Source organism: Exiguobacterium sp. 9-2, from assembly GCF_036287235.1.
In the GTDB taxonomy this organism is placed as follows: Bacteria; Bacillota; Bacilli; order Exiguobacteriales; family Exiguobacteriaceae; genus Exiguobacterium_A.
This window is the reverse complement of record NZ_CP142850.1, coordinates 1,984,570-2,004,519: the sequence shown is the minus strand read 5'-3', so window position 1 is coordinate 2,004,519 and position 19,950 is coordinate 1,984,570. Positions and strand designations below refer to the sequence as shown.

At 49.2% G+C, this 19,950-nt stretch carries 19 protein-coding genes and 1 pseudogene; 17 read left to right on the top strand and 3 right to left on the bottom strand.

Annotation, left to right across the window (positions count from 1 at the left end; translation table 11 throughout):
* Positions 1–122 precede the first annotated feature (122 nt).
* The 11 genes from pyrR to VJ374_RS10595 all read left to right on the top strand — a co-directional run bounded on the left by pyrR (position 123) and on the right by VJ374_RS10595 (position 12,474).
* Entirely contained in the window at positions 123–653 is a 531-nt protein-coding gene (gene pyrR, locus VJ374_RS10645; RefSeq protein ID WP_329471053.1) for a bifunctional pyr operon transcriptional regulator/uracil phosphoribosyltransferase PyrR, read from the top strand.
* 51 nt (positions 654–704) lie between these two features.
* Positions 705–2,027 (top strand): uracil-xanthine permease family protein, encoded by a 1,323-nt coding sequence (locus VJ374_RS10640; protein ID WP_329468789.1) that lies wholly within the window; start codon positions 705–707, stop codon positions 2,025–2,027.
* A gap of 120 nt (positions 2,028–2,147) precedes the next feature.
* On the top strand, positions 2,148–3,083 hold the full coding sequence (locus VJ374_RS10635) for an aspartate carbamoyltransferase catalytic subunit (protein WP_035406837.1): 936 nt from the start codon (positions 2,148–2,150) through the stop codon (positions 3,081–3,083).
* The gene (locus tag VJ374_RS10630) at positions 3,067–4,338 is read left to right on the top strand and encodes a dihydroorotase (protein ID WP_329468788.1); all 1,272 of its coding nucleotides are present in this window, start codon (positions 3,067–3,069) and stop codon (positions 4,336–4,338) included. The genes VJ374_RS10635 and VJ374_RS10630 overlap by 17 nt, the downstream gene beginning before the upstream one ends.
* Positions 4,331–5,419, top strand: a complete 1,089-nt coding sequence (locus VJ374_RS10625) for a carbamoyl phosphate synthase small subunit (protein WP_035406843.1) — start codon at positions 4,331–4,333, stop codon at positions 5,417–5,419. Before VJ374_RS10630 ends, VJ374_RS10625 begins: the two co-directional genes overlap by 8 nt.
* Positions 5,412–8,621, top strand: coding sequence for a carbamoyl-phosphate synthase large subunit (gene carB / locus VJ374_RS10620; protein WP_035406847.1), 3,210 nt, complete (start codon positions 5,412–5,414; stop codon positions 8,619–8,621). Before VJ374_RS10625 ends, carB begins: the two co-directional genes overlap by 8 nt.
* Positions 8,618–9,349, top strand: a complete 732-nt coding sequence (locus VJ374_RS10615; RefSeq protein WP_308101770.1) for an iron-sulfur cluster-binding protein — start codon at positions 8,618–8,620, stop codon at positions 9,347–9,349. The genes carB and VJ374_RS10615 overlap by 4 nt, the downstream gene beginning before the upstream one ends.
* A complete protein-coding gene (locus tag VJ374_RS10610; RefSeq protein ID WP_056062795.1) occupies positions 9,349–10,278 on the top strand; it encodes a dihydroorotate dehydrogenase in 930 nt (309 codons plus the stop codon). Before VJ374_RS10615 ends, VJ374_RS10610 begins: the two co-directional genes overlap by 1 nt.
* Positions 10,253–10,954: an orotidine-5'-phosphate decarboxylase gene (pyrF, locus tag VJ374_RS10605; protein WP_329468787.1), complete on the top strand. Its 702-nt coding sequence runs from the start codon at positions 10,253–10,255 to the stop codon at positions 10,952–10,954. Before VJ374_RS10610 ends, pyrF begins: the two co-directional genes overlap by 26 nt.
* A complete protein-coding gene (gene pyrE, locus VJ374_RS10600; protein WP_369792029.1) occupies positions 10,942–11,583 on the top strand; it encodes an orotate phosphoribosyltransferase in 642 nt (213 codons plus the stop codon). Before pyrF ends, pyrE begins: the two co-directional genes overlap by 13 nt.
* 81 nt (positions 11,584–11,664) lie before the next feature.
* On the top strand, positions 11,665–12,474 hold the full coding sequence (locus VJ374_RS10595; RefSeq protein ID WP_035406859.1) for a GNAT family N-acetyltransferase: 810 nt from the start codon (positions 11,665–11,667) through the stop codon (positions 12,472–12,474).
* A 111-nt stretch (positions 12,475–12,585) separates the two neighbouring features.
* Here VJ374_RS10595 and VJ374_RS10590 read toward each other — a convergent pair whose 3' ends face one another.
* Together VJ374_RS10590 and VJ374_RS10585 are read right to left on the bottom strand one after the other, a co-directional pair.
* Positions 12,586–13,557 carry a zinc-binding dehydrogenase gene (locus VJ374_RS10590; RefSeq protein ID WP_329468786.1) on the bottom strand — a complete coding sequence of 324 codons (972 nt, stop codon included), beginning with the start codon at positions 13,555–13,557 and terminating at the stop codon, positions 12,586–12,588.
* 29 nt (positions 13,558–13,586) lie between these two features.
* Positions 13,587–14,049 (bottom strand): annotated as a pseudogene (locus tag VJ374_RS10585) (VOC family protein).
* Positions 14,050–14,295: 246 nt separating this feature from the next.
* Between VJ374_RS10585 and VJ374_RS10580 the strand changes: the two are divergent.
* From VJ374_RS10580 to VJ374_RS10565, 4 genes are all read left to right on the top strand, one after another.
* On the top strand, positions 14,296–14,466 hold the full coding sequence (locus tag VJ374_RS10580; RefSeq protein ID WP_329468785.1) for a winged helix-turn-helix transcriptional regulator: 171 nt from the start codon (positions 14,296–14,298) through the stop codon (positions 14,464–14,466).
* A 19-nt stretch (positions 14,467–14,485) separates the two neighbouring features.
* Positions 14,486–15,175, top strand: coding sequence for a metal-dependent hydrolase (locus VJ374_RS10575; RefSeq protein ID WP_329468784.1), 690 nt, complete (start codon positions 14,486–14,488; stop codon positions 15,173–15,175).
* A gap of 228 nt (positions 15,176–15,403) precedes the next feature.
* Positions 15,404–16,282, top strand: coding sequence for a DUF4097 family beta strand repeat-containing protein (locus VJ374_RS10570; protein ID WP_329468783.1), 879 nt, complete (start codon positions 15,404–15,406; stop codon positions 16,280–16,282).
* The gene (locus tag VJ374_RS10565) at positions 16,279–17,190 is read left to right on the top strand and encodes an FUSC family protein (RefSeq protein WP_035406871.1); all 912 of its coding nucleotides are present in this window, start codon (positions 16,279–16,281) and stop codon (positions 17,188–17,190) included. The genes VJ374_RS10570 and VJ374_RS10565 overlap by 4 nt, the downstream gene beginning before the upstream one ends.
* A 63-nt stretch (positions 17,191–17,253) precedes the next feature.
* Here VJ374_RS10565 and VJ374_RS10560 read toward each other — a convergent pair whose 3' ends face one another.
* Complete coding sequence (locus tag VJ374_RS10560) at positions 17,254–18,945, bottom strand: Rqc2 family fibronectin-binding protein (protein ID WP_329468782.1); 1,692 nt, start codon at positions 18,943–18,945, stop codon at positions 17,254–17,256.
* Positions 18,946–19,113: 168 nt separating this feature from the next.
* Here VJ374_RS10560 and gmk point away from each other — a divergent pair, with 168 nt between their 5' ends.
* Together gmk and rpoZ are read left to right on the top strand one after the other, a co-directional pair.
* Positions 19,114–19,731, top strand: a complete 618-nt coding sequence (gene gmk / locus VJ374_RS10555) for a guanylate kinase (protein WP_174316772.1) — start codon at positions 19,114–19,116, stop codon at positions 19,729–19,731.
* Between the two features lies 1 nt (position 19,732).
* On the top strand, positions 19,733–19,936 hold the full coding sequence (gene rpoZ, locus VJ374_RS10550; protein ID WP_029342114.1) for a DNA-directed RNA polymerase subunit omega: 204 nt from the start codon (positions 19,733–19,735) through the stop codon (positions 19,934–19,936).
* The last annotated feature ends 14 nt before the right edge of the window (positions 19,937–19,950 follow it).

Below are 19,950 nucleotides of genomic sequence, written 5' to 3'. Positions count from 1 at the left end.
TGCGAAAGGGAGAACCTACCACAAACGTGCGTAGGCATGCATACAAGACGTATGCCATGATTCTGTCTTCGATGACCTTCTGCGGATTTCCGCAGAAGGTCTTTTGTATGAAAGGAGAAATTATGAAACCAGCCGTCATCTTAGATGAAGCCGCGATTGGACGCGCACTGACACGGATCGCTCATGAAATCATCGAACGTAACAAAGGTATTGCTGATTTAATGATCGTCGGAATCAAGACGCGTGGCGAGACACTCGCGCGCCGCCTTGCGAAGCGGATCGAACAGATCGAAGGAAAGCCGGTCTTACTCGGTGTCGTCGACATCTCAATGTACCGAGATGACTTGTCAAAGCGAAGTTTAGAGCCAGAAATAAAAGGATCTGATCTACCGGAAGACATCACCGGAAAAATCGTCGTCCTCGTTGACGACGTGCTCTACACAGGACGCACCGTCCGCGCCGCGATGGACGCACTCGTCGACCACGGAAGACCGAGTATGATTCAACTCGCTGTCCTCATCGATCGTGGGCATCGAGAGTTACCGATCCGTCCAGATTTCATCGGCAAGAACGTTCCGACGTCACGTGACGAGCAAGTCGTCGTCGCGCTCGCTGAAGTCGACGAAGCCGATCAAGTATTCATTAAACGCTAAAAATCAAAACCTTTAAGGTGGTCCAGAGAGACCAGAAAGGGAGTCATCCATATGGCAAAACATGCCGCAGTACTTGATGTACAAGAAGTACCTACTCACCCTCTAAATTGGCTGATGCTCAGCCTACAACACGTCTTCGCGATGTTTGGTGCGACCGTGCTCGTCCCACTCTTAACGGGACTCAACACATCGGTTGCACTCGTCGCAAGCGGAGTCGGCACACTGATTTTCCTCGCCGTCACTCGCTTCAAAGTACCCACATATCTTGGTTCTAGTTTTGCCTACATCGCCCCGATCATCGCCGTCAGTGAACGGTGGGGTGTCGAGGACGCCTTAATCGGCGGAATGGTCGCTGGACTCGTCTACGGACTTGTCTCACTTCTCATCCGTTACACGGGGGCTGCTTGGTTGCTTCGCTTACTCCCGCCTGTTGTCATCGGTCCGGTCATCATGGTTATCGGGTTATCGCTTGCCCCGACCGCTGTCAACATGGCGATGAACGGCGCGAACGGTAAGTACAACGGACTTTACTTCCTCGTCGCGATGGTCACGCTTGGTGTCACACTTCTCGCAATGACGTATTTAAAAGGAATGTGGAGCACGATTCCGATCCTGTTCGGAATCACGGTCGGTTATCTCGTTGCGGCATCGGTCGGAATCATTGACTTCAAACCACTTCAACAGGCAACGTTCTTCCACGTGCCGGACTTCACGATTCCGTTCTTGAATTACACACCATCATGGAATACAGCTGCCTTGCTTCTGATCGTTCCCGTGACGCTCGTCACACTGACAGAACACATCGGCGAACAAAAAGTGACATCACGGATCATCGGGCGCGAGACGCTCCTTGATCCAGGGATGCACCGGACAGTACTTGGCGACGGAATCGCGAAGACAGTCGCTTCGATGCTTGGTGGACCACCGGTTACGACGTACGGTGAGAACAATGGCGTCATGTCGATCACACGGGTCTACAGTGTCTTCGTTCTAGGTGGGGCAGCGGTTCTTGCTATCAGCTTCGGATTCCTCGGATATGTCGAAGGATTCATCAAGACGATTCCTACACCAGTCATGGGTGGCATCAGTATTCTCTTATTCGGAGTCATCGCGTCAAACGGTCTCCGGACACTGACGGAAAGTAAGATCGACCTTGCCGATAAACGGAACTTGACGATCACAGCCGTCATTCTTGTCACGGGAATCGGAGGGGCCGCCTTGAAAATCGGGAACTTCTCCCTCGAAGGTATGGCACTGGCGACGATCCTTGGGATCATCCTGAATCTGATCCTTCCGAAAACGACGGAACAGGTCGAAGAAACAGCTGAAACAACGGAAAACTCTACAACTCAATCTGTAGCAAACAACTTTTAAGACGTTCCGAGAGAACGATAAAGTGAAGGCCATGAAAAGATGCAGGGACTCCTCTGTCTTCTTTCGGCGCACCTTCACTTAGAAGGTGCGCCTTTTTCATGACCTGAAGGAGTGAAATACATGAAAACGATCTTGCAAACCCGACATTTCGTCAATTTAGAAAGCTTATCCATAACGGAGATCAATTCGTTGATTGAACGTAGTCTCGCTTTTAAACAAGGCGAACCGGCACCAGACTTTTCCGACAAGACACTCGTCAATCTGTTTTTTGAAAACTCGACGCGGACACGCTCTTCCTTTGAAATGGCAGAGCATCGTTTGAACATGCATCTACTGCCGTTTGAAACAGCGACGTCATCCGTGCAAAAAGGGGAGACGTTACACGATACGTGCAAAACACTCGAAGCGATTGGCGCCGATGGATTGGTCATTCGTCACGGTGACACCGGTTATTATGAAGAATTGATTCAGACACTCGATATTCCGATCATCAATGCAGGAGACGGGAGCGGACAGCATCCATCGCAGTCCTTGCTTGATTTGATGACGATGGTCGAGACGTTTGGAACGATTGTAGGAAAAGTAGTCGTCATCTGTGGGGATTTACAACATAGTCGTGTCGCTCGGTCGAATGCCGATATCTTAAAACGACTTGGCGCCATCGTCTATGGATCAGGGCCACGCGAATGGTATGACGAAGCGATGGGAATACCGTATCTTTCAATGGACGAAGCAGTTGAACAGTGTGACATCTTGATGTTGCTTCGAGTCCAGCACGAACGGCATGACGGAACGACACGGTTTGATCCAGATGTCTATCACGTCACACATGGATTGACGCATGAGCGGATGAATCGACTGAAACCTTCAGCGATCGTCCTACATCCGGCACCGGTCAATCGCGGAGTCGAGATTGCCGACGAACTCGTCGAACACCCGCAATCGCGGATTTTTGAACAGATGAAAAATGGTGTCTTTGCGCGAATGGCGATTCTGGAATGGTGCTTTTCGATGAAAACAATCAAAGGAGACGATGCAGATGACAACACGAATTGAAAATGCGAGATGGTACGAGGCTGGACAAGTTCGAACAGGGGATATTCGAATCGAAGCTGGAAAAATCACGGACTTAGCAGCAATACCGCAAGTTGGGGAAACGGTCATTGATGCTTCCGGATTATTCGTTGCACCAGGATTCGTCGACATCCATGTCCACCTGCGGGAACCGGGCGGCGAACATAAGGAGACAATTGCGACAGGTACGGCAGCTGCGGCAGCTGGTGGATTTACGACGATTTGTCCGATGCCGAATACGCGTCCCGTACCGGACGATCGTCAAACACTTGATGCATTGTTCCAAAAGATTGAAGAGACGGCATCTGTCCGGGTTTTGCCTTACGCGGCGATTTCAAAAAATCAACTCGGACAAGAACTCGTCGCGTTCGATCAATTAACGGATGCCGTGGCATTCACGGATGATGGTGTCGGGGTCCAGACGGCAGCCGTCATGCGAACGGCAATGCAACATGCAGCACGGCTCGGGAAGACGATTGTTGCCCACTGCGAAGATGATTCGTTAAAAGCAGGATGTGTGCACGAAGGAAACTACAGTCGACGGGAAGGTTTGCAAGGTATTCCATCGCTTGCTGAGAGTATCCACATCGCACGTGATGTCCTGATTGCAGAAGAAACCGGCTGTCATTATCACGTCTGTCATGTCTCGACGAAAGAATCCGTTCGCGTCATTCGTGACGCCAAACGAGCAGGGATCCGAGTGACAGCAGAAGTCACACCGCACCATCTTGTATTGATCGATGAAGACATATCGAATCAGGATCCGAACTTTAAAATGAATCCACCACTGCGGAGTGAGGCAGATCGCCAAGCATTGCTCGAAGGATTAGCAGACGGAACGATTGATTGCATCGCAACGGATCACGCTCCTCATGCAGCAGAAGAGAAGGCACTCGGTATCGAACGCGCCCCGTTTGGCATCACAGGATTCGAGACAGCATTCCCGCTCCTCTATACGAAGCTTGTCGCTGAAGACAAGATGACACTTGAGACACTGATTCGGAATTTGACGGACAAGGCAGCAGCGATTTTTGAACTACCTTACGGGAAACTCGAAGTGGGAGCGGAAGCAGACTTAGTCCTGCTTGATCTAGAGACGGAGCGGACGGTTTCACCGGAACGGTTCCGTTCAAAAGGTAAGAACACACCGTTCGCAGGAGAACGGTTAAAAGGATTCCCGGTCATGACGCTCGTCAAGGGAGAAATCGTATTCAAGGAGGACACAGCACATGCGTAAACGGACACTGGTGTTAGAGGATGGTATGACGTTTGAAGGAACGGCGTTTGGATCGGACACGACAACAACAGGAGAGGTCGTCTTCCAAACCGGAATGACTGGTTATCAAGAGATGCTATCGGATCCATCTTACTGTGATCAGATGATCGTGCTGACGAATCCGTTGATCGGCAATTACGGAGTCAATCGAGAAGACTATGAAACGACGCGTCCACTCGCTAAAGCATTGATTGTCCGCGAACATTGCCAAACACCGTCGAACTTCCGGAGTGAGATGTCGCTCGATGCAGCTCTTCGAGATCTTGATATTCCAGGATTAAGTGGAATCGATACGCGACAGTTAACACGACATATCCGCTCGAAAGGCGTCATGCGCGGCCGACTCGTTGATGGAGAGTTCGACCTAGAAGAGGAATTAAGCCACCTGCAAGATGCACCAATCGAGACGAATCAAGTCAAACGTGCTTCAACGGAACGGGCGTATATCATCCCAGGAGCTGGACCACGAATCGTTCTCGTCGACTTCGGAGCGAAGCTCGGAATCGTCCGCGAACTTGTCAAACGCGGCTGTGAAGTTGTCGTCGTACCATACGACGTGAGCGCAACGGAAGTCTTACGCTATCGTCCAGACGGTGTGATGCTGTCGAACGGACCAGGGAACCCAAAGGATGTCCCGACAGCGATTCCGCTGATTCAAGAATTGACAGGGAAAGTCGTCATCTTCGGAATTTGTCTTGGGCACCAGTTGATTGCACTAGCACATGGCGCGGATACGTTCAAACTGCCATTCGGTCACCGGGGTGCGAATCATCCCGTCCAAGATATCCGGACAGGTCGCGTCGACATCACGTCGCAAAACCATGGATATGCCGTCGATGAACAATCATTGCAACATACAGTGCTTGAAGTAACGCATCTCGCAATCAACGATGGAACGGTCGAAGGCATCCGTCATACGTCAGCATCCGTCTTCTCCGTCCAGTATCATCCGGAAGCATCACCCGGTCCAATGGATGCGAACGGTCTATTCCAACAGTTTTTAGAAGAAATCACGAAACAACAGGAGGTCTCTCATGCCTAAACGTCAAGATATCCAGAAGATTCTCGTTATCGGGTCCGGTCCAATCGTAATCGGACAAGCCGCTGAATTCGACTACGCAGGAACACAAGCGTGTCAAGCCTTAAAGGAAGAAGGATATGAAGTCATCCTCGTCAACTCGAATCCAGCGACAATCATGACAGATCCAACAGTTGCTGATCGTGTCTACATCGAGCCTCTTCAAGCAGAGTTCGTTTCGCGGATCATCCGGAAGGAACGACCAGACGCCTTACTTGCGACACTTGGCGGTCAGACGGGTCTGAACTTGGCTGTTGAACTAGATCGTCTTGGTGTCCTAGCTGAATACAATGTCGAGTTGCTCGGAACGAAATTATCAGCAATCGAAGAGGCAGAAGATCGTGATTTGTTCCGTCAACTGATGTTTAGACGCGGACATGGCGTACCGGATAGTGAAATCGTGCATTCGCTCGAAGAAGCACAACAATTCCGACAACAGATTGGTCTACCAATCATCATCCGTCCAGCATATACACTCGGAGGAACGGGTGGTGGAATCGCCCATACACCGGAAGAGTTCACGCGAATCGTCGAAGGGGGACTCAAGGCAAGTCCGGCAACACAAGTACTCCTTGAAAAATCAATTGCTGGGATGAAAGAGGTCGAATTTGAAGTCATGCGTGATGCAACGAACCAAGCCATCATCGTCTGTGCGATGGAAAACTTCGATCCGGTCGGTGTTCATACCGGAGACTCGATCGTCTTTGCTCCGACGCAAACGTTATCGGATCGCGATTATCAACTGCTACGTAACGTCTCGCTCGATATCATTCGCGCACTCGGTATCGAAGGTGGATGTAACATCCAGTTCGCGCTGGATCCGACGAGCTTTGACTACTATGTCATCGAAGTCAATCCACGTGTTTCCCGCTCGTCCGCACTTGCTTCAAAAGCGACCGGTTATCCGATCGCAAAACTTGCTGCAAAGATTGCCGTCGGGTATGCCTTATCTGAATTAAAGAACCCGATCACCGAGACGAGCTTTGCTTCGTTCGAACCGGCACTCGATTATGTTGTCGCCAAAATTCCGCGCTGGCCGTTCGATAAATTCGAAACGGCAGATCGGACGCTCGGGACACAGATGAAGGCGACCGGTGAGGTTATGGCAATGGGGCGGACGATGGAAGAGGCATTACTGAAAGCCGTTCGTTCGCTTGAAATCGGTACAGCGGATTTGTACATGCCACGCTTCATCGAAATGGCAGATGATGCTTTGCAACAAGCGATTCGCCAGGCGACAGATGATCGACTTTTCGCCTTATACGCTGGTTTTGTCCGCGGCTATAGCGTCGAACAGATTCATGCTTGGACGGCAATTGATCGCTTATTCCTCGAAAAGCTACAGCACATTTGGCAACTTGAGCAATCGGTCGCTACCGGTTTGACACCTGAACTGCTACTTCATGTGAAGCGGTATGGATTCAGTGACCCAATGCTCGCCCGGATCACAGGACAAACGGAAACAGAGATTCGCCGGATGCGTGAAGCGCAAGCGATTCATCCTGTGTATAAAATGGTCGATACGTGTGCGGCAGAGTTCGCTTCTGATACACCGTACTACTATGGAACATACGAACGCGAAAATGAGGCAATCGCGACGAATCGTTCTTCGATCCTCGTCTTAGGATCGGGTCCGATCCGGATTGGTCAAGGAGTCGAGTTCGACTATGCGACAGTCCATTCGATTCAAGCGATTCGTCAAGCTGGCTATGAAGCAATTATCGTCAACAACAATCCGGAAACCGTGTCGACCGACTTCTCGATTTCCGATCGACTCTACTTTGAACCATTAACGACGGAGGATGTCCTCGAAGTCATCCGAAATGAACGTCCGCTCGGTGTCATCGTCCAGTTCGGTGGCCAGACAGCAATCAACTTAGCTGAGTCATTAGCAGCAGAAGGTGTAAAAATCCTCGGGACATCGCTTGAGGATTTAGACCGGGCAGAGGACCGAAAACAGTTCGAAGCAGCGTTGACGGCGCTCGACATTCCACAGCCACCAGGTAAAACGGCCGTCACGGTCGAAGAAGCGGTCACGGCAGCAGCGTCACTCGGTTACCCGGTCCTCGTTCGTCCATCGTATGTCCTCGGCGGTCGGGCAATGGAAATCGTCTATGCACAAGAAGAACTGGAACATTACATGAAACACGCGGTCATCGCCTCACCGGAACGACCGGTCCTCGTCGACCGTTACCTGACAGGAATCGAACTCGAAGTCGACGCGATCTGTGATGGAACAGATGTCGTCATTCCAGGTATCATGGAGCATATCGAACGTGCCGGTGTTCACTCAGGTGACTCGATTGGAGTTTATCCGCCACAACGTGTCTCCCAAGACATCAAGGACCGGATCGTCGACTACACGACACGAATCGCCAAAGCATTCGGCATCAAAGGATTGCTCAACATCCAGTTCGTCTATGCGGACGGCGCACTCTATGTTCTTGAAGTCAATCCGCGTGCCAGCCGGACGGTGCCATTCATCTCGAAAGTGACGGGACTTCCGGTCGCGCGGCTCGCGACGGACATCATTCTCGGTGAAACGCTCGCTTCTTACGGGTTAACAAGTGGTGTCCTACCGGAAGAATCGCTCGTCTCGGTCAAAGTACCGGTCTTCTCGTTTGCGAAGCTTAAAGAAGTCGACCCGACGCTCGGACCGGAAATGAAATCGACCGGAGAAGTCATTGGAACAGACCGAACACTTGAAAAAGCACTCTACAAAGGATTGCTTGCTTCAGGGATGGCGATTCCAGAACACGGTCGTGTTCTCTTGACGGTCGCAGACCCGGACAAAGCAGAAATGACGGATCTCGCACGACGCTTTGCCTCACTTGGATTCACGTTGCTTGCGACGGAAGGAACGGCAGCGTACTTGACGGAGCAAGGGTTACCGGTTCAGACGGTCGGTAAAATCGACTCGTCTTCCGAATCGATGCTCGACGTGATTGAAAAAGGGGAGATCGAGTATGTCATCAATACGATGAGTCGCGACTCACAAGTCACGAAAGACGGCTTCATCATTCGCCGGGCAGCAGCGGAGAATCAAGTCGTTTGTCTAACATCACTCGATACGGCGGAAGCGATTCTACGCGTCATCGAGAGTCGCTCGTTCGAAGCGAGTGCGATTCAAGCCTTCACACACGAAAAGAAAGTGGTGATCCAATGAAGCAACTCTTGACGGTCGTCTCTCGACGAACGGTAGCTCAAGGCGCGACAGAACTCGTCTGTCGCCTCGAGCAACCGCAGGACATTGCGCCGGGGCGATTCATGCATCTACGCGTCGGTCCACTCTTACGCCGACCGATCTCGATTGCTCGGGTCGATCGTGATCTGATTACGTTTCTCTTTAAAGAAATCGGACAAGGGACAGCAGAACTAGCTTCCTTGCGTCCCGACGACAAAATCGATGCCCTCGGACCACTCGGAAACGGTTTTCCGATCGACGCCATCAACCGAGATCAACGGGTCGTTCTCGTTGGTGGAGGGATTGGGGTACCGCCGCTGTATGAGACGATGCGCCAACTTGTCGCGCGTGGTGTGACGTGTGAAGCGATTCTAGGATTTGATACGGCAACGAGTGTCTTTTACGAAGCGGAATTCCAAGCACTTGGTAAGACGACGGTCTCGACGGTTGATGGAACGCATGGAATGAAAGGGTTCGTTACGGTTGCCTTACATCCGGAAAGCTATGATGTGTTACTCGCTTGCGGACCAGAGCCGATGTTGCGGTCACTCCAGCAACAACCGATTGAGCATAAGTATCTCTCCATCGAAAATCGAATGGGGTGCGGCATCGGTGCTTGTTTTGCCTGTGTCTGTAAAACACCAACAGGCGGGTACGTCAAGACTTGTTCCGATGGTCCAGTCTTTCGGGCAGAGGAGGTCGTATTATGATGGAACGATTACGTGTCGAGTTGCCAGGACTTTCCTTGAAAAACCCGATCATGCCGGCATCTGGATGTTTTGGATTCGGTGAGGAATACGCGAAGTTATATGATCTATCAGAGCTTGGGGCAATCATGATTAAAGCAGCGACGGGCGAAGAACGTTACGGAAATCCGACGCCGCGTGTCGCGGAGAGTGGAATGGGGATGTTGAATGCAATCGGTCTCCAAAATCCGGGTGTCGATGGTATCTTAACGAAAAAACTACCGTTCCTTGAGACGTTTGATACAGCAATCATTGCGAATGTCGCCGGATCGACACCAGAAGAGTATGAGCTTGTCGCAGAAAAAATGAGCCGTCACCCTGGCATTCATGCATTGGAATTAAATATCTCCTGTCCGAACGTCAAATCAGGTGGAATCCAGTTCGGAACGGATCCGTTGCTTGCCGCTGAATTAACGCGTCGAGTCAAACAGGTCTCGACCAAACCGGTTTACGTTAAGCTTTCACCGAATGTCACTTCAATCGTCGAGATGGCACGTGCCGTCGAAGCAGCAGGTGCAGACGGGCTGACGATGATCAACACACTCGTTGGGATGCGAATCGATGTCCGAACGGGACAGCCAATCCTTGCCAACCGGATTGGTGGATTATCCGGTCCATCCATCAAGCCAGTCGCGATTCGGATGATTCATGATGTCGCACAAGCTGTCTCGATTCCTATTATCGGGATGGGTGGCGTGATGGAAGTCGATGACGTCTTAGAAATGATATACGCTGGGGCTTCCGCTGTTGCCGTCGGTACCGCAAACTTCGTCAATCCATACATCTGTCAAGAATTAATCCAGCAGTTACCGGATCGCATGGATGAACTCGGCATCGACCATATTTTAGACATCAGGGGGAAAGCATATGAATCAACTTTACATCGCGCTTGATTTTCCGACCGAAGCAGAAGCGTTTTCGTTTCTCGAACAGTTCGAAGAGACACGACCAGCCGTAAAAGTTGGGATGGAATTATTTTATACTGCAGGGGGATCGTTCGTCCAAAAACTCGTCGAGCGTGGGCACGCTGTATTCCTCGATGTCAAAGTCCATGACATTCCAGAGACGGCGCGCCGGACGATGCGCATCATCGGGCAATTAGGTGTTGAATTGACGAACGTCCATGTTGCCGGTGGGAAAGAGATGATGATCGCAGCGCGAGAAGGACTTCGTGAAACGAATGCTAAGACACAACTAATCGGCGTGACGCAGTTGACATCGACGGATGAAGCGATGTTACGCGACTTAAAGGTTGAAGGAGCGATGCCAGCAGTCGTTCGTGAGTATGCGCAACTGGCAGAAGCAGCCGGACTAGATGGTATCGTCTGTTCGGCGCTCGATCTTCCTGAACTAATCGAAGTTTGCCGAACGGACTTCCGTTTTGTCACACCAGGTATTCGTCCTTCTAGTAATGAAGCAGATGATCAAAAGCGAGTCGCGACCGTTCTTGATGCGCGTCGAAATGGAGCGACGGATTTAGTAATTGGTCGCCCGATTACACGTGCCAAACAACCAGAACAGGTCTATCAGGCGTTACTCGAAGAATGGAAGGGGCAATTATCATGGTAAATCCAATTGCAAATGCATTACTCCGTATCAAAGCCGTCACGTTATCTCCAAACGATCCGTATACGTGGGCGAGTGGGCTCCGTTCTCCGATCTATTGCGATAATCGGTTGACACTTTCGTACCCAAAAGTCCGCTCTTTGATTGCCGATGCCCTCGCTGAGAAAGTGAAGGATTTAGGAATCGAAGTCGTTGCCGGAACAGCGACAGCAGGTATTCCTCACGCGGCATTCGTCGCGGAACGATTAGGGTTACCGATGGTCTACGTGCGTAGTGGCAGTAAGAAACACGGGAAAGGTAATCAAATCGAAGGTGTTATTCAACCAGGCCAACGCGTCGTCGTCATCGAAGACTTATTATCAACGGGGATGTCTGCGATCGAGGCAGCGGAAGCACTCCAAGCAAAGGGAGCGAACGTCATTCGGATTCAAGCGATTTTCTCTTACGGGATGGAACGCTTGAAGAACAATCTCCGAGACGCGAAGATTGACGCGGATGCATTACTGACGTTCGAAGCGTTACTCGAAACGGCACAACAACAAGGGGATATCACGGTAGAAGAACAGGAACAATTGGCAGATTGGTCGAAGGACCCAGTTGCTTGGAGCGAACGTTTTACCGCAAACGTGTAAAAACAGATAGATTCCGTCGGACGACCTACGATTTCTAGTGCATGATTTGGTACACTATAGAAATAAAGGAGGTCGTCGACTATGGTGACGCATTATCGTGATTATGAACAATTCAAAATGGTCGTCCTCCCGTTTCTGCTTGAACGTCCAGATACGCATCAGTTGATTCTAGGTATATTAGAACGTGGGGATGAACCGCTCTTGATGGCAACGGCACAAGAAGGCGATCATCGTCTCGTCATATTGCAAACGATACCGGAGCAAGTCATCGTCGCAGGGGATATGTTCTCGCAAGAAGGGATTCGAAAGCTTGCGCGAATTCTGGATAGTCCAGGATTCGTCGGAGAACAGGCCATCTTAGCGCCGCTTTTACTCCCACATTCCATGTATGAGGTACATATGGAACAAGGGATGTATGCATTGACGAAGGTCGAGATGCCACATGTTCCAGAGAACGTCGTCTTCCGACCGGTTTCGAACGATGAAGGACAACAAGCCTTAGAATTTGCGTCCGGATTTTTATATGAGGTCGAAACGCGTCCATCTGATCGACAGCTTACGCAACTCCATCAGTCAATGACGCGACACATTCAGCAAGGAAGCTTGTTCGGATTGTTTAGCGGAAATACGCTCGTCGCGATGGCGGCAGCGACACGTCCCACGCAAACTGGGATTACGATTTCTTACGTCTATACGCCGAAAAAACTACGTGGGAATGGATATGCTTCTTATCTTGTCGCAAAACTATCTGAACACCTCCTACAGTCTTATCCGGTCGTGACGCTCTATACCGATTGGTCGAACCAGACAGCGAATAAAATCTATCAGCATGTCGGTTTCGAGTTAGTCGGACGATCCTTACATATCAAAAAACAAGAACGCTACCGGTGAACATGGCTGATGCTTTTTCAGTCAACGTTCAGGAATTAAAAAATAGAGTACGACAGCAGCCGACCGTCCTATTATCTAAGGACAGTCGGCTGTTTTGTGCCGCGGCAAGTATTAGTTAAATTTAGCGATGATTTTACCACGGACGTGACGTTCAGATAGACGTTGTAATCCTTTGACGATGTCCGCTGCTGGAATCTCCTCTGTGACGAGTGGATCGAGTTCTTTCGTTGCGACGAGTTGTAATAATTCACTTGCCATATGACCAAGGTTTCGGATCGCGCGGTCATCTTCGCTTGCATAAGCAGCCGCAAGTGCTACTTCATGGATCGAAGGGGAGAGCGTGAACGGCTTGACGACCGATTGATCAGGACCGCCGGCGATGAAGGCGAGTTGACCCGAGAAGGCAAGACGTCCGAGATCTGCTGTTGCTTCATTTCGACCGACCGTATTGAAAATCAAGTCAGCGCCGCGATCATTCGTCCAATCGCGAATGACCTCGGTTACATTTTCTTTTTTGTAGTCGATGGCAAGATCGGCACCGAGTCGCTTGACCCACTCATGGTTTTCCGTTGAAGCAGTCGTCGCGACCTTAAGACCCAGGCGTTTTGCGAGTTGAATGCCGATGCCACCCACACCACCTGCACCAGCATGGATGAGAATCGTCTCTTTACCTGTCGTATTCATCTTTTGGACGATCGCTTCATAAGCTGTCATGCCTGCGCAAAGAATCGCAGCGGCTTCAGCGAATGAGACGTCTTCTGGAATCGGGGCAAGAGCACGTGTATCAACAAGTACGTATTCAGCAAAAGCACCATCGCATTGCAGGTTCGTATGAATCGCTACACGATCGCCGATTTTCACTTCTGCGCCGGGTCCGATTTGTTCGACGACACCCGCTAGGTCAACGCCCGGAATATGCGGGAACGTCCAAGCTGGATTTTTGGTTGCCTTATAGTCGACGGGATTCAGTGCGACCGTCTTGACGCGAATCAAGGCTTGTCCTTCTCCTGGCGTCGGTGTCTTGACCTCTTCGAATGTCCATTGATCAATGGCTGTACCTGAGTGGTTTAACCATGCTTTCATGTTTAATAAGCTCCTTTCGAATACGTGAGTTAATATGAGTGAGAGTAAATTTCGACGAGATTACCAAATGGATCCTCACAGTAGACTATCCGGTAAGGTTTGTCTCCTGGATAGTATTCGCAGATCGACATCCGTTGTTTACCGCCGTGAGGACGATTTTTTCGACGAACCCTTCGACATCTGGGCCTTGAACCGTATAATGCAAGATACCTGTTTCAGGAATTCGCAATTACTCTCGGATTGTTCATTGTTCGGGAATTCAAACAACTCGATGTCGATGCGATCATCTGACGCCATGTGGGCGATCCGGAACTTGTCCCATCATGTACCAAAGACGTCTGTGTACATGACACCGATGGTAGAATCATCTTCGAGGACATCAAATGGTTCCATGATAATATACCAGTCCTTCATCTCTTGATAAAAACGAACAGCTTCGTCGAGATTCGGCACGGAAAGACCGATGTGCGAAAAATTATATGGATACGTCATGTCTAACACTCTTTTTGCAAAATGATTTAAGCATACTTTAACCTGCGCTACACTCCATTTCATAGTACGCACTTTGAAGTAACGACTTTGGGGGAGAGAACAACATGTCGACTGAACAATTTCCGGTCAATCGGGAGCTCGCCATCATCGGCGGAAAATGGCGTTCACAATTATATTGCACGTTAGAGAAAGATACGAAATATTTTTAAGTTACAACGTGCCATTCCCGGGATTTCTCGGAAAGTCTTGACTGATCAGTTGAAGGAACTTGAACGACTCAAAATAATTGAGCAGATTGAGTATGATGAAGCCGTTCTGCACGTCGAATACAAATTGACAGAGGCGTCATTTACACTACAACCGGTCATGAAAGGTTTATGTGCATGGGGGGAAGGGAATCAATTATCCGAATCCTAATCGAGAGGCAGTGAACTAGATGAAGCTAACTTATCATGGACAGTCAACAGTAACGATTGAAACGAATGGTCACCATCTCGTCATCGATCCCTTCTTTAGTGGTAACGATAAAGCGACGACGAATCCCGATGACGTCAAGGCGGACTTCATTCTTTTGACGCATGCGCATGCCGATCATATGCTTGATGCAGAGCGGATCGCGAAAGCAACGGGGGCGACGATCATCGCTACGCATGAGTTGGCAACGTATTTAAGCTTCAAAGGATTGAATGTCCACCCGATGAACCTTGGCGGACAGTTTGAATTCTCGTTTGGTAAAGTAAAGATGACACAGGCATTCCATTCATCAAGCATCATCGATGAAGAGAAACAAACCATTACGTATATGGGGATGCCGGCTGGATTCTTGCTGACAATCGAAGGCAAAGAAATCTATCACGCAGGCGATACGGCACTGTTCGGGGATTTAGCCCTTTATGGCGCCCATCACGCAATCGATTTAGCCTTCTTACCGATCGGTGATAGCTTCACGATGGGTCCGGATGATGCGTTGATCGCTGCAGATATGTTGCAAGCGAAAGCAGTCGTACCGATCCACTACGATACATTTGATTTAATCAAACAAGATGCGAACGCATTCTGTGAACAAATTGAAGCGCAAGGTCAAACTGGTCATTTACTCGCGATCGGCGAGTCACTCGAATTATAATCCGTTCTTAAGCAAAGGAGAGGAAACGTCAAGGTTCCTCTCCTTTTTGTCGATTATTCTTCTGGAATATCTGTAGTTCATCCGATTACGCTTCCTTCTTCCGCCCGATGGCGAAACGGTGAACTTCTTCTATGATAAGAAGGGGCTGTTGACAGTCGATTCAGATATTCGGAATAATGGTAGACATGAGATGGAGGGACTGACATGGAAGAGCATAACAGTAGGAGTGTGCGGAAACGAAAACAATCGTCGTTCACACGCTTAAAAAATAAACAAAAACAAAAGATGGATGCACGGTTGAACCGCATTGGAGAAAAAGGACCAGTGAAGCGACCGCTTTATTTATACGGTGGTGTCGTTCTCGGACTTGTCGTCATCTATTCGATTACATTGCTCGTCTCAACGGAATTGTTATCGCGCGGCGAAACATTCAAGACGACGAATCGCTATAAGTCTCTCGCCATCGAGGCGCCGCACGCAACGGTACAATTCGTTCGAAGCACAGACGGAAACGTCCAAATCAAACTCGTCGATAGTGCATCGAGTGGAAAACGACTGAAAATCAGTACATCGACGAATACGGTAACGGTGACAGGACGAGATGGTTGGCTCTCTCGACTCGGCAATCGTCCGAGCGAAAAAACAGCAGACTATACGATTCAAGTGGGACTACCGAGTTATATGAACCGTGTCGATGTCGATGCTGGAACACTTAAAGGAATGGGCATCTACGCAAAAACGATCGAGATGGACGGAGAAGCGATGAGTCTCGATAAAGTAAAAGGTGATGAGATTACACTGAATGCAACACGTGCGATTTCCATCAAAGAGATGGATGCCGTCCATGCGCAAGTGACAGGTGAAAGTGTTTCTCTTGCGGAATATGTGGCGAAGTTGAGTCTCGACGTCACAACGATTGACGGCGCGACGAAGCTAAAACCAAATAAATCAGCCGGTACGATTACGATTGACACAGGAGGCGATATTAAAGCCTCTGACCGATATACGAAACAAAAGAATAAGGATGAGACAATTTATGAACTGTCGAAACAAGAAAAACCGGAAGTGACAGTCAATAGTGAAGTCGGGCAGGTGACGCTCGAGTGAAATTAAAGTTTCGGATTGGACTACGAACGGTCAAGACCGGTATCGCGGTAGCTCTTGCGCTTAGTATCTCCTGGTATGTGTTCGATATTTATTCGGGAATGGGGGCTGTCGCAGCAATTGTTGCCATGCAACCGACGATTCATCGGTCGTTTAAAATCGTCTTCAACCGGATTTTCGGAACAGTACTTGGATTAATGTGTGGTCTTGCGATTGTTGCGACACTTGGGGCGAATCCGCTGACGATTGGACTCGCCGTAATTGTCTCGCTCGTCCTTAATTCGATGATTGGAAGAACGGATATGTCGACGTTCGCGGCCTTTGCCATCGTGTTGATGTTCGAGAGTCCGACCGCCGACTACGTCCACTATGCATTATCACGTTCGTTGTTGACTGTCGTCGGTGTGTTATCTGCTGTCCTCATCAATTACATCGTCTTCCCGCCACATTATGAGGATCGTTTACTCTTGCTTGTCAAAAAAACGACGCAACAGTTGATGGAAGATTGGCGGAGTCTTGTGCAAGATGATACGAGGCTGCTTGCCGTTCGGAAACAAATTCTCAAACATGAAGAAATGATGTTGATGCTTCAAGAAGATCAAAAATATCCATTGATGGCAAGCGGTCAAAGTGAAGCGTTCATCCGACTGAAGGAGCTTGTCGATCTTGAAGACAAGTTGCTCGTCTTGCTTGAAAGCATTGCCAGTCATCGGGATATCCCGATGACAGAAGAACAGGAAAAGACGCTCGGCCAGGAAATTGATTTCTTACTCAGCCATCATTACGATGTCATCTTCTCCCACGAACGAAAACAAGCGATGTTCTCATTCGATCAAGAATTAAGCGAGGCGAAGGATATCATCCATGGGCATTTGCTCGATTACCGGGAACAGTTAGAAAAAATGAAGTGAAGATGAAAAAGCGCTGTCTCTCCTAAGTGATATTTAGGAAAAACAGCGCTTTTTTGTGTAGCGTCATTGACGTAAGGATTGGACGACATCTGGATCAGGTGTGACGTAAAGTGTCGTTTGATCCGTATAGATGACGAAGCCGGGTTTTGCACCACTCGGTTTTTTGACATATCGTAACTCCGTAAAATCGACCGGGACTTGGCTCGATTCACGTGCTTTCGAGTAGTAGGCGGCAACAATCGCTGCTTCTTTTAACGTTGTCTCATCCGGTGCATCACTTTGAATGATGACGTGCGATCCTGGGATATCCTTCGTGTGTAACCACGTATCGGACCGACGTCCAAACTTGAACGTCGCGTAATCATTTTGTTTATTGTTCTTTCCGACGAAGAATGGAAGGCCGGTCGAAGAACGATATTCTTCGAGTTGTGGGAGTTGTGGTTTCTTTTTCTTCTTTTGTCGTTCGCGCAGATAACCTTCTTCGACGAGTTCCTCGCGCATTTCCCGGATATCTTCCGGGGATGCGACATCGAGTTGGGCAAGCAAACCTTCGAAGTACGCAATCTCGGCTTGGTTCTTCTCAAGCTGGCGCGCGACTTCGACTTTGGCGGTTTTTAATTTGTTATACCGTTTGTAATAACGCTGTGCGTTCTCGTTTGGCGAGAAGCGGGGATCAAGCGAGATCGTGATTTCAGCACCGTCTGGATCATAGTAATCGACGACGGTTGCTTCCTTCATCCCGCGTTCGAGCTGATAGAGATAAGTCGTCAGCAGTTCTCCTTTATGCTTCCATTCATCCATTCGTAACGTCGCTTCTAAATCTTTTTCGAGTTTTGAGCGCTTTAAGATATTCTTATCGTACTCACTCTTGATGAACCGTTCGAGATCGGCCGCTTGTTGTTTGACACGATCGCGGTTTGCTTTTTGATGGAAGAATGCGTCGAGGACTTGACCACTCGTCGCGAACGTCTTTTCGTCAATGATTGAACCTTCCGTTAAGCGGACCGGTGCAAAGCGTTCCTTGCCGCCTTCCATCCGTTGCAATACATAAGGACCGTTTAGTTCTTTTAAGACGTCCTGGAAAGCGGTAGCAAGATTCGTCCGGTTCGCAAGACCTGCCCGCGTGACGACTTCCTTAGCAATTTGTGGAGACAGACCACTGAAGAGACCAAGTAACTGGCGATCCAGTTTCCCAGCGTTCCAGTCGATTCGGTGGAGTGCCTTTTCGATATCTTCTGTGAGTGGATCCACTTTATCCTGTGCTGGTGGAAGTTGATAGGTCATCCCTGGCATGATCGTCCGGAATGTATTTTGACTGAGTGGTAAGTGTTTGATCGCATCGAGGATCTTATCTTGTCCATCGGTCAAAATGATGTTCGAGTGTCGTCCCATCAACTCGACATAGATTTTTTTCGCTTCCTCATCGCCAAGTTCGTTGCGGGAACGGACACGTAAGACAATGATCCGGTCGCGTTCGAGTTGTTCGATCGATTCGATGAATCCGCCTTCGACATGCTTGCGAAGCATCATACAGAAGAGCGGAGGTTCACTCGGGTTGCTGACCGCTTCCGACGTAATGTGCATCCGTGCATACATGGCATTCGCAGAGGCGAGCAACAATACGTTTTTTCGCTCGGCCCGGACCTGGAATACTAAATCCAATGTATATGGTTGGTATACCTTATTGATCCGTCCTCCGACGAGCGGTTGGAGTTCTTTGACGACGCGTGTCGTCATCAATCCGTCAAAAGCCATACGATTACCTTCTTTCTTGATTTCGTTCTCACTTTCTAAAGGTAACAGAAATGGCATCGTTATGGTATGATAAAGCAGTCGAGCTAAAAAAGATGACTTGCGAACTTCCTATCTCTACTGCTAATATGAAACAATGTGAAGTTTGTGAGATGGAGGGGTTTTGAAGTGATTTTCAAAGAGCGTGGCTTATTACTCGTATTATCTGGTCCAAGTGGTGTCGGAAAGGGAACGGTCTGTCGTGCCTTGCGCGAAGATCAGGATAACGATCTGCATTACTCGGTATCCTGTACGACGCGCCAACCGCGTGAAGGAGAAGTAGATGGTGTCCACTATTTCTTTAAATCGCGTGAAGAATTCGAAGAGATGATTGCGAACAATCAACTCTTGGAATATGCTGAATTCGTAGGGAACTACTATGGAACACCTGTCGAATGGGTGAACCAGATCTTAGATGAAGGAAAAGACGTCATTCTCGAAATCGAAGTTCAAGGGGCCATGCAGGTCAAAGAACATTTTCCGGAAGCTGTCTTCTTATTCCTTGCACCTCCAAGCCTCCAAGAATTACGGAACCGCCTCGTAGGGCGTGGAACGGAATCGGAGGAAGTCATTAAGCAACGTCTTCTCGTCGCTAAGGAAGAGATCGAGATGATGGATGCCTATGACTATGTCGTGACGAACGACGAAATTCATAAAGCCTGTGACCGGATCCAAGCGATCGTCACAGCGGAACATTGCAGTCGGGAACGTGTCGCGTCCCTATATAAAAAAGCCATGGAGGTTAAGTGATATGTTATATCCATCAGTTGATAAGCTTCAAAAGAAAGTACCGTCGAAATATACAATCGTTACAGTTGCCGCTAAGCGTGCGCGTCAAATCCAAGACGGGAAACGCGTGAAAGTCACGAACCCAAAATCGCATAAACCGGTCGGGAAAGCTTTAGAAGAGCTTTATTTCGAAGAAGTATCCGTCACGAACCAACCGCAAGACTAATTTTGAAGCAGCCA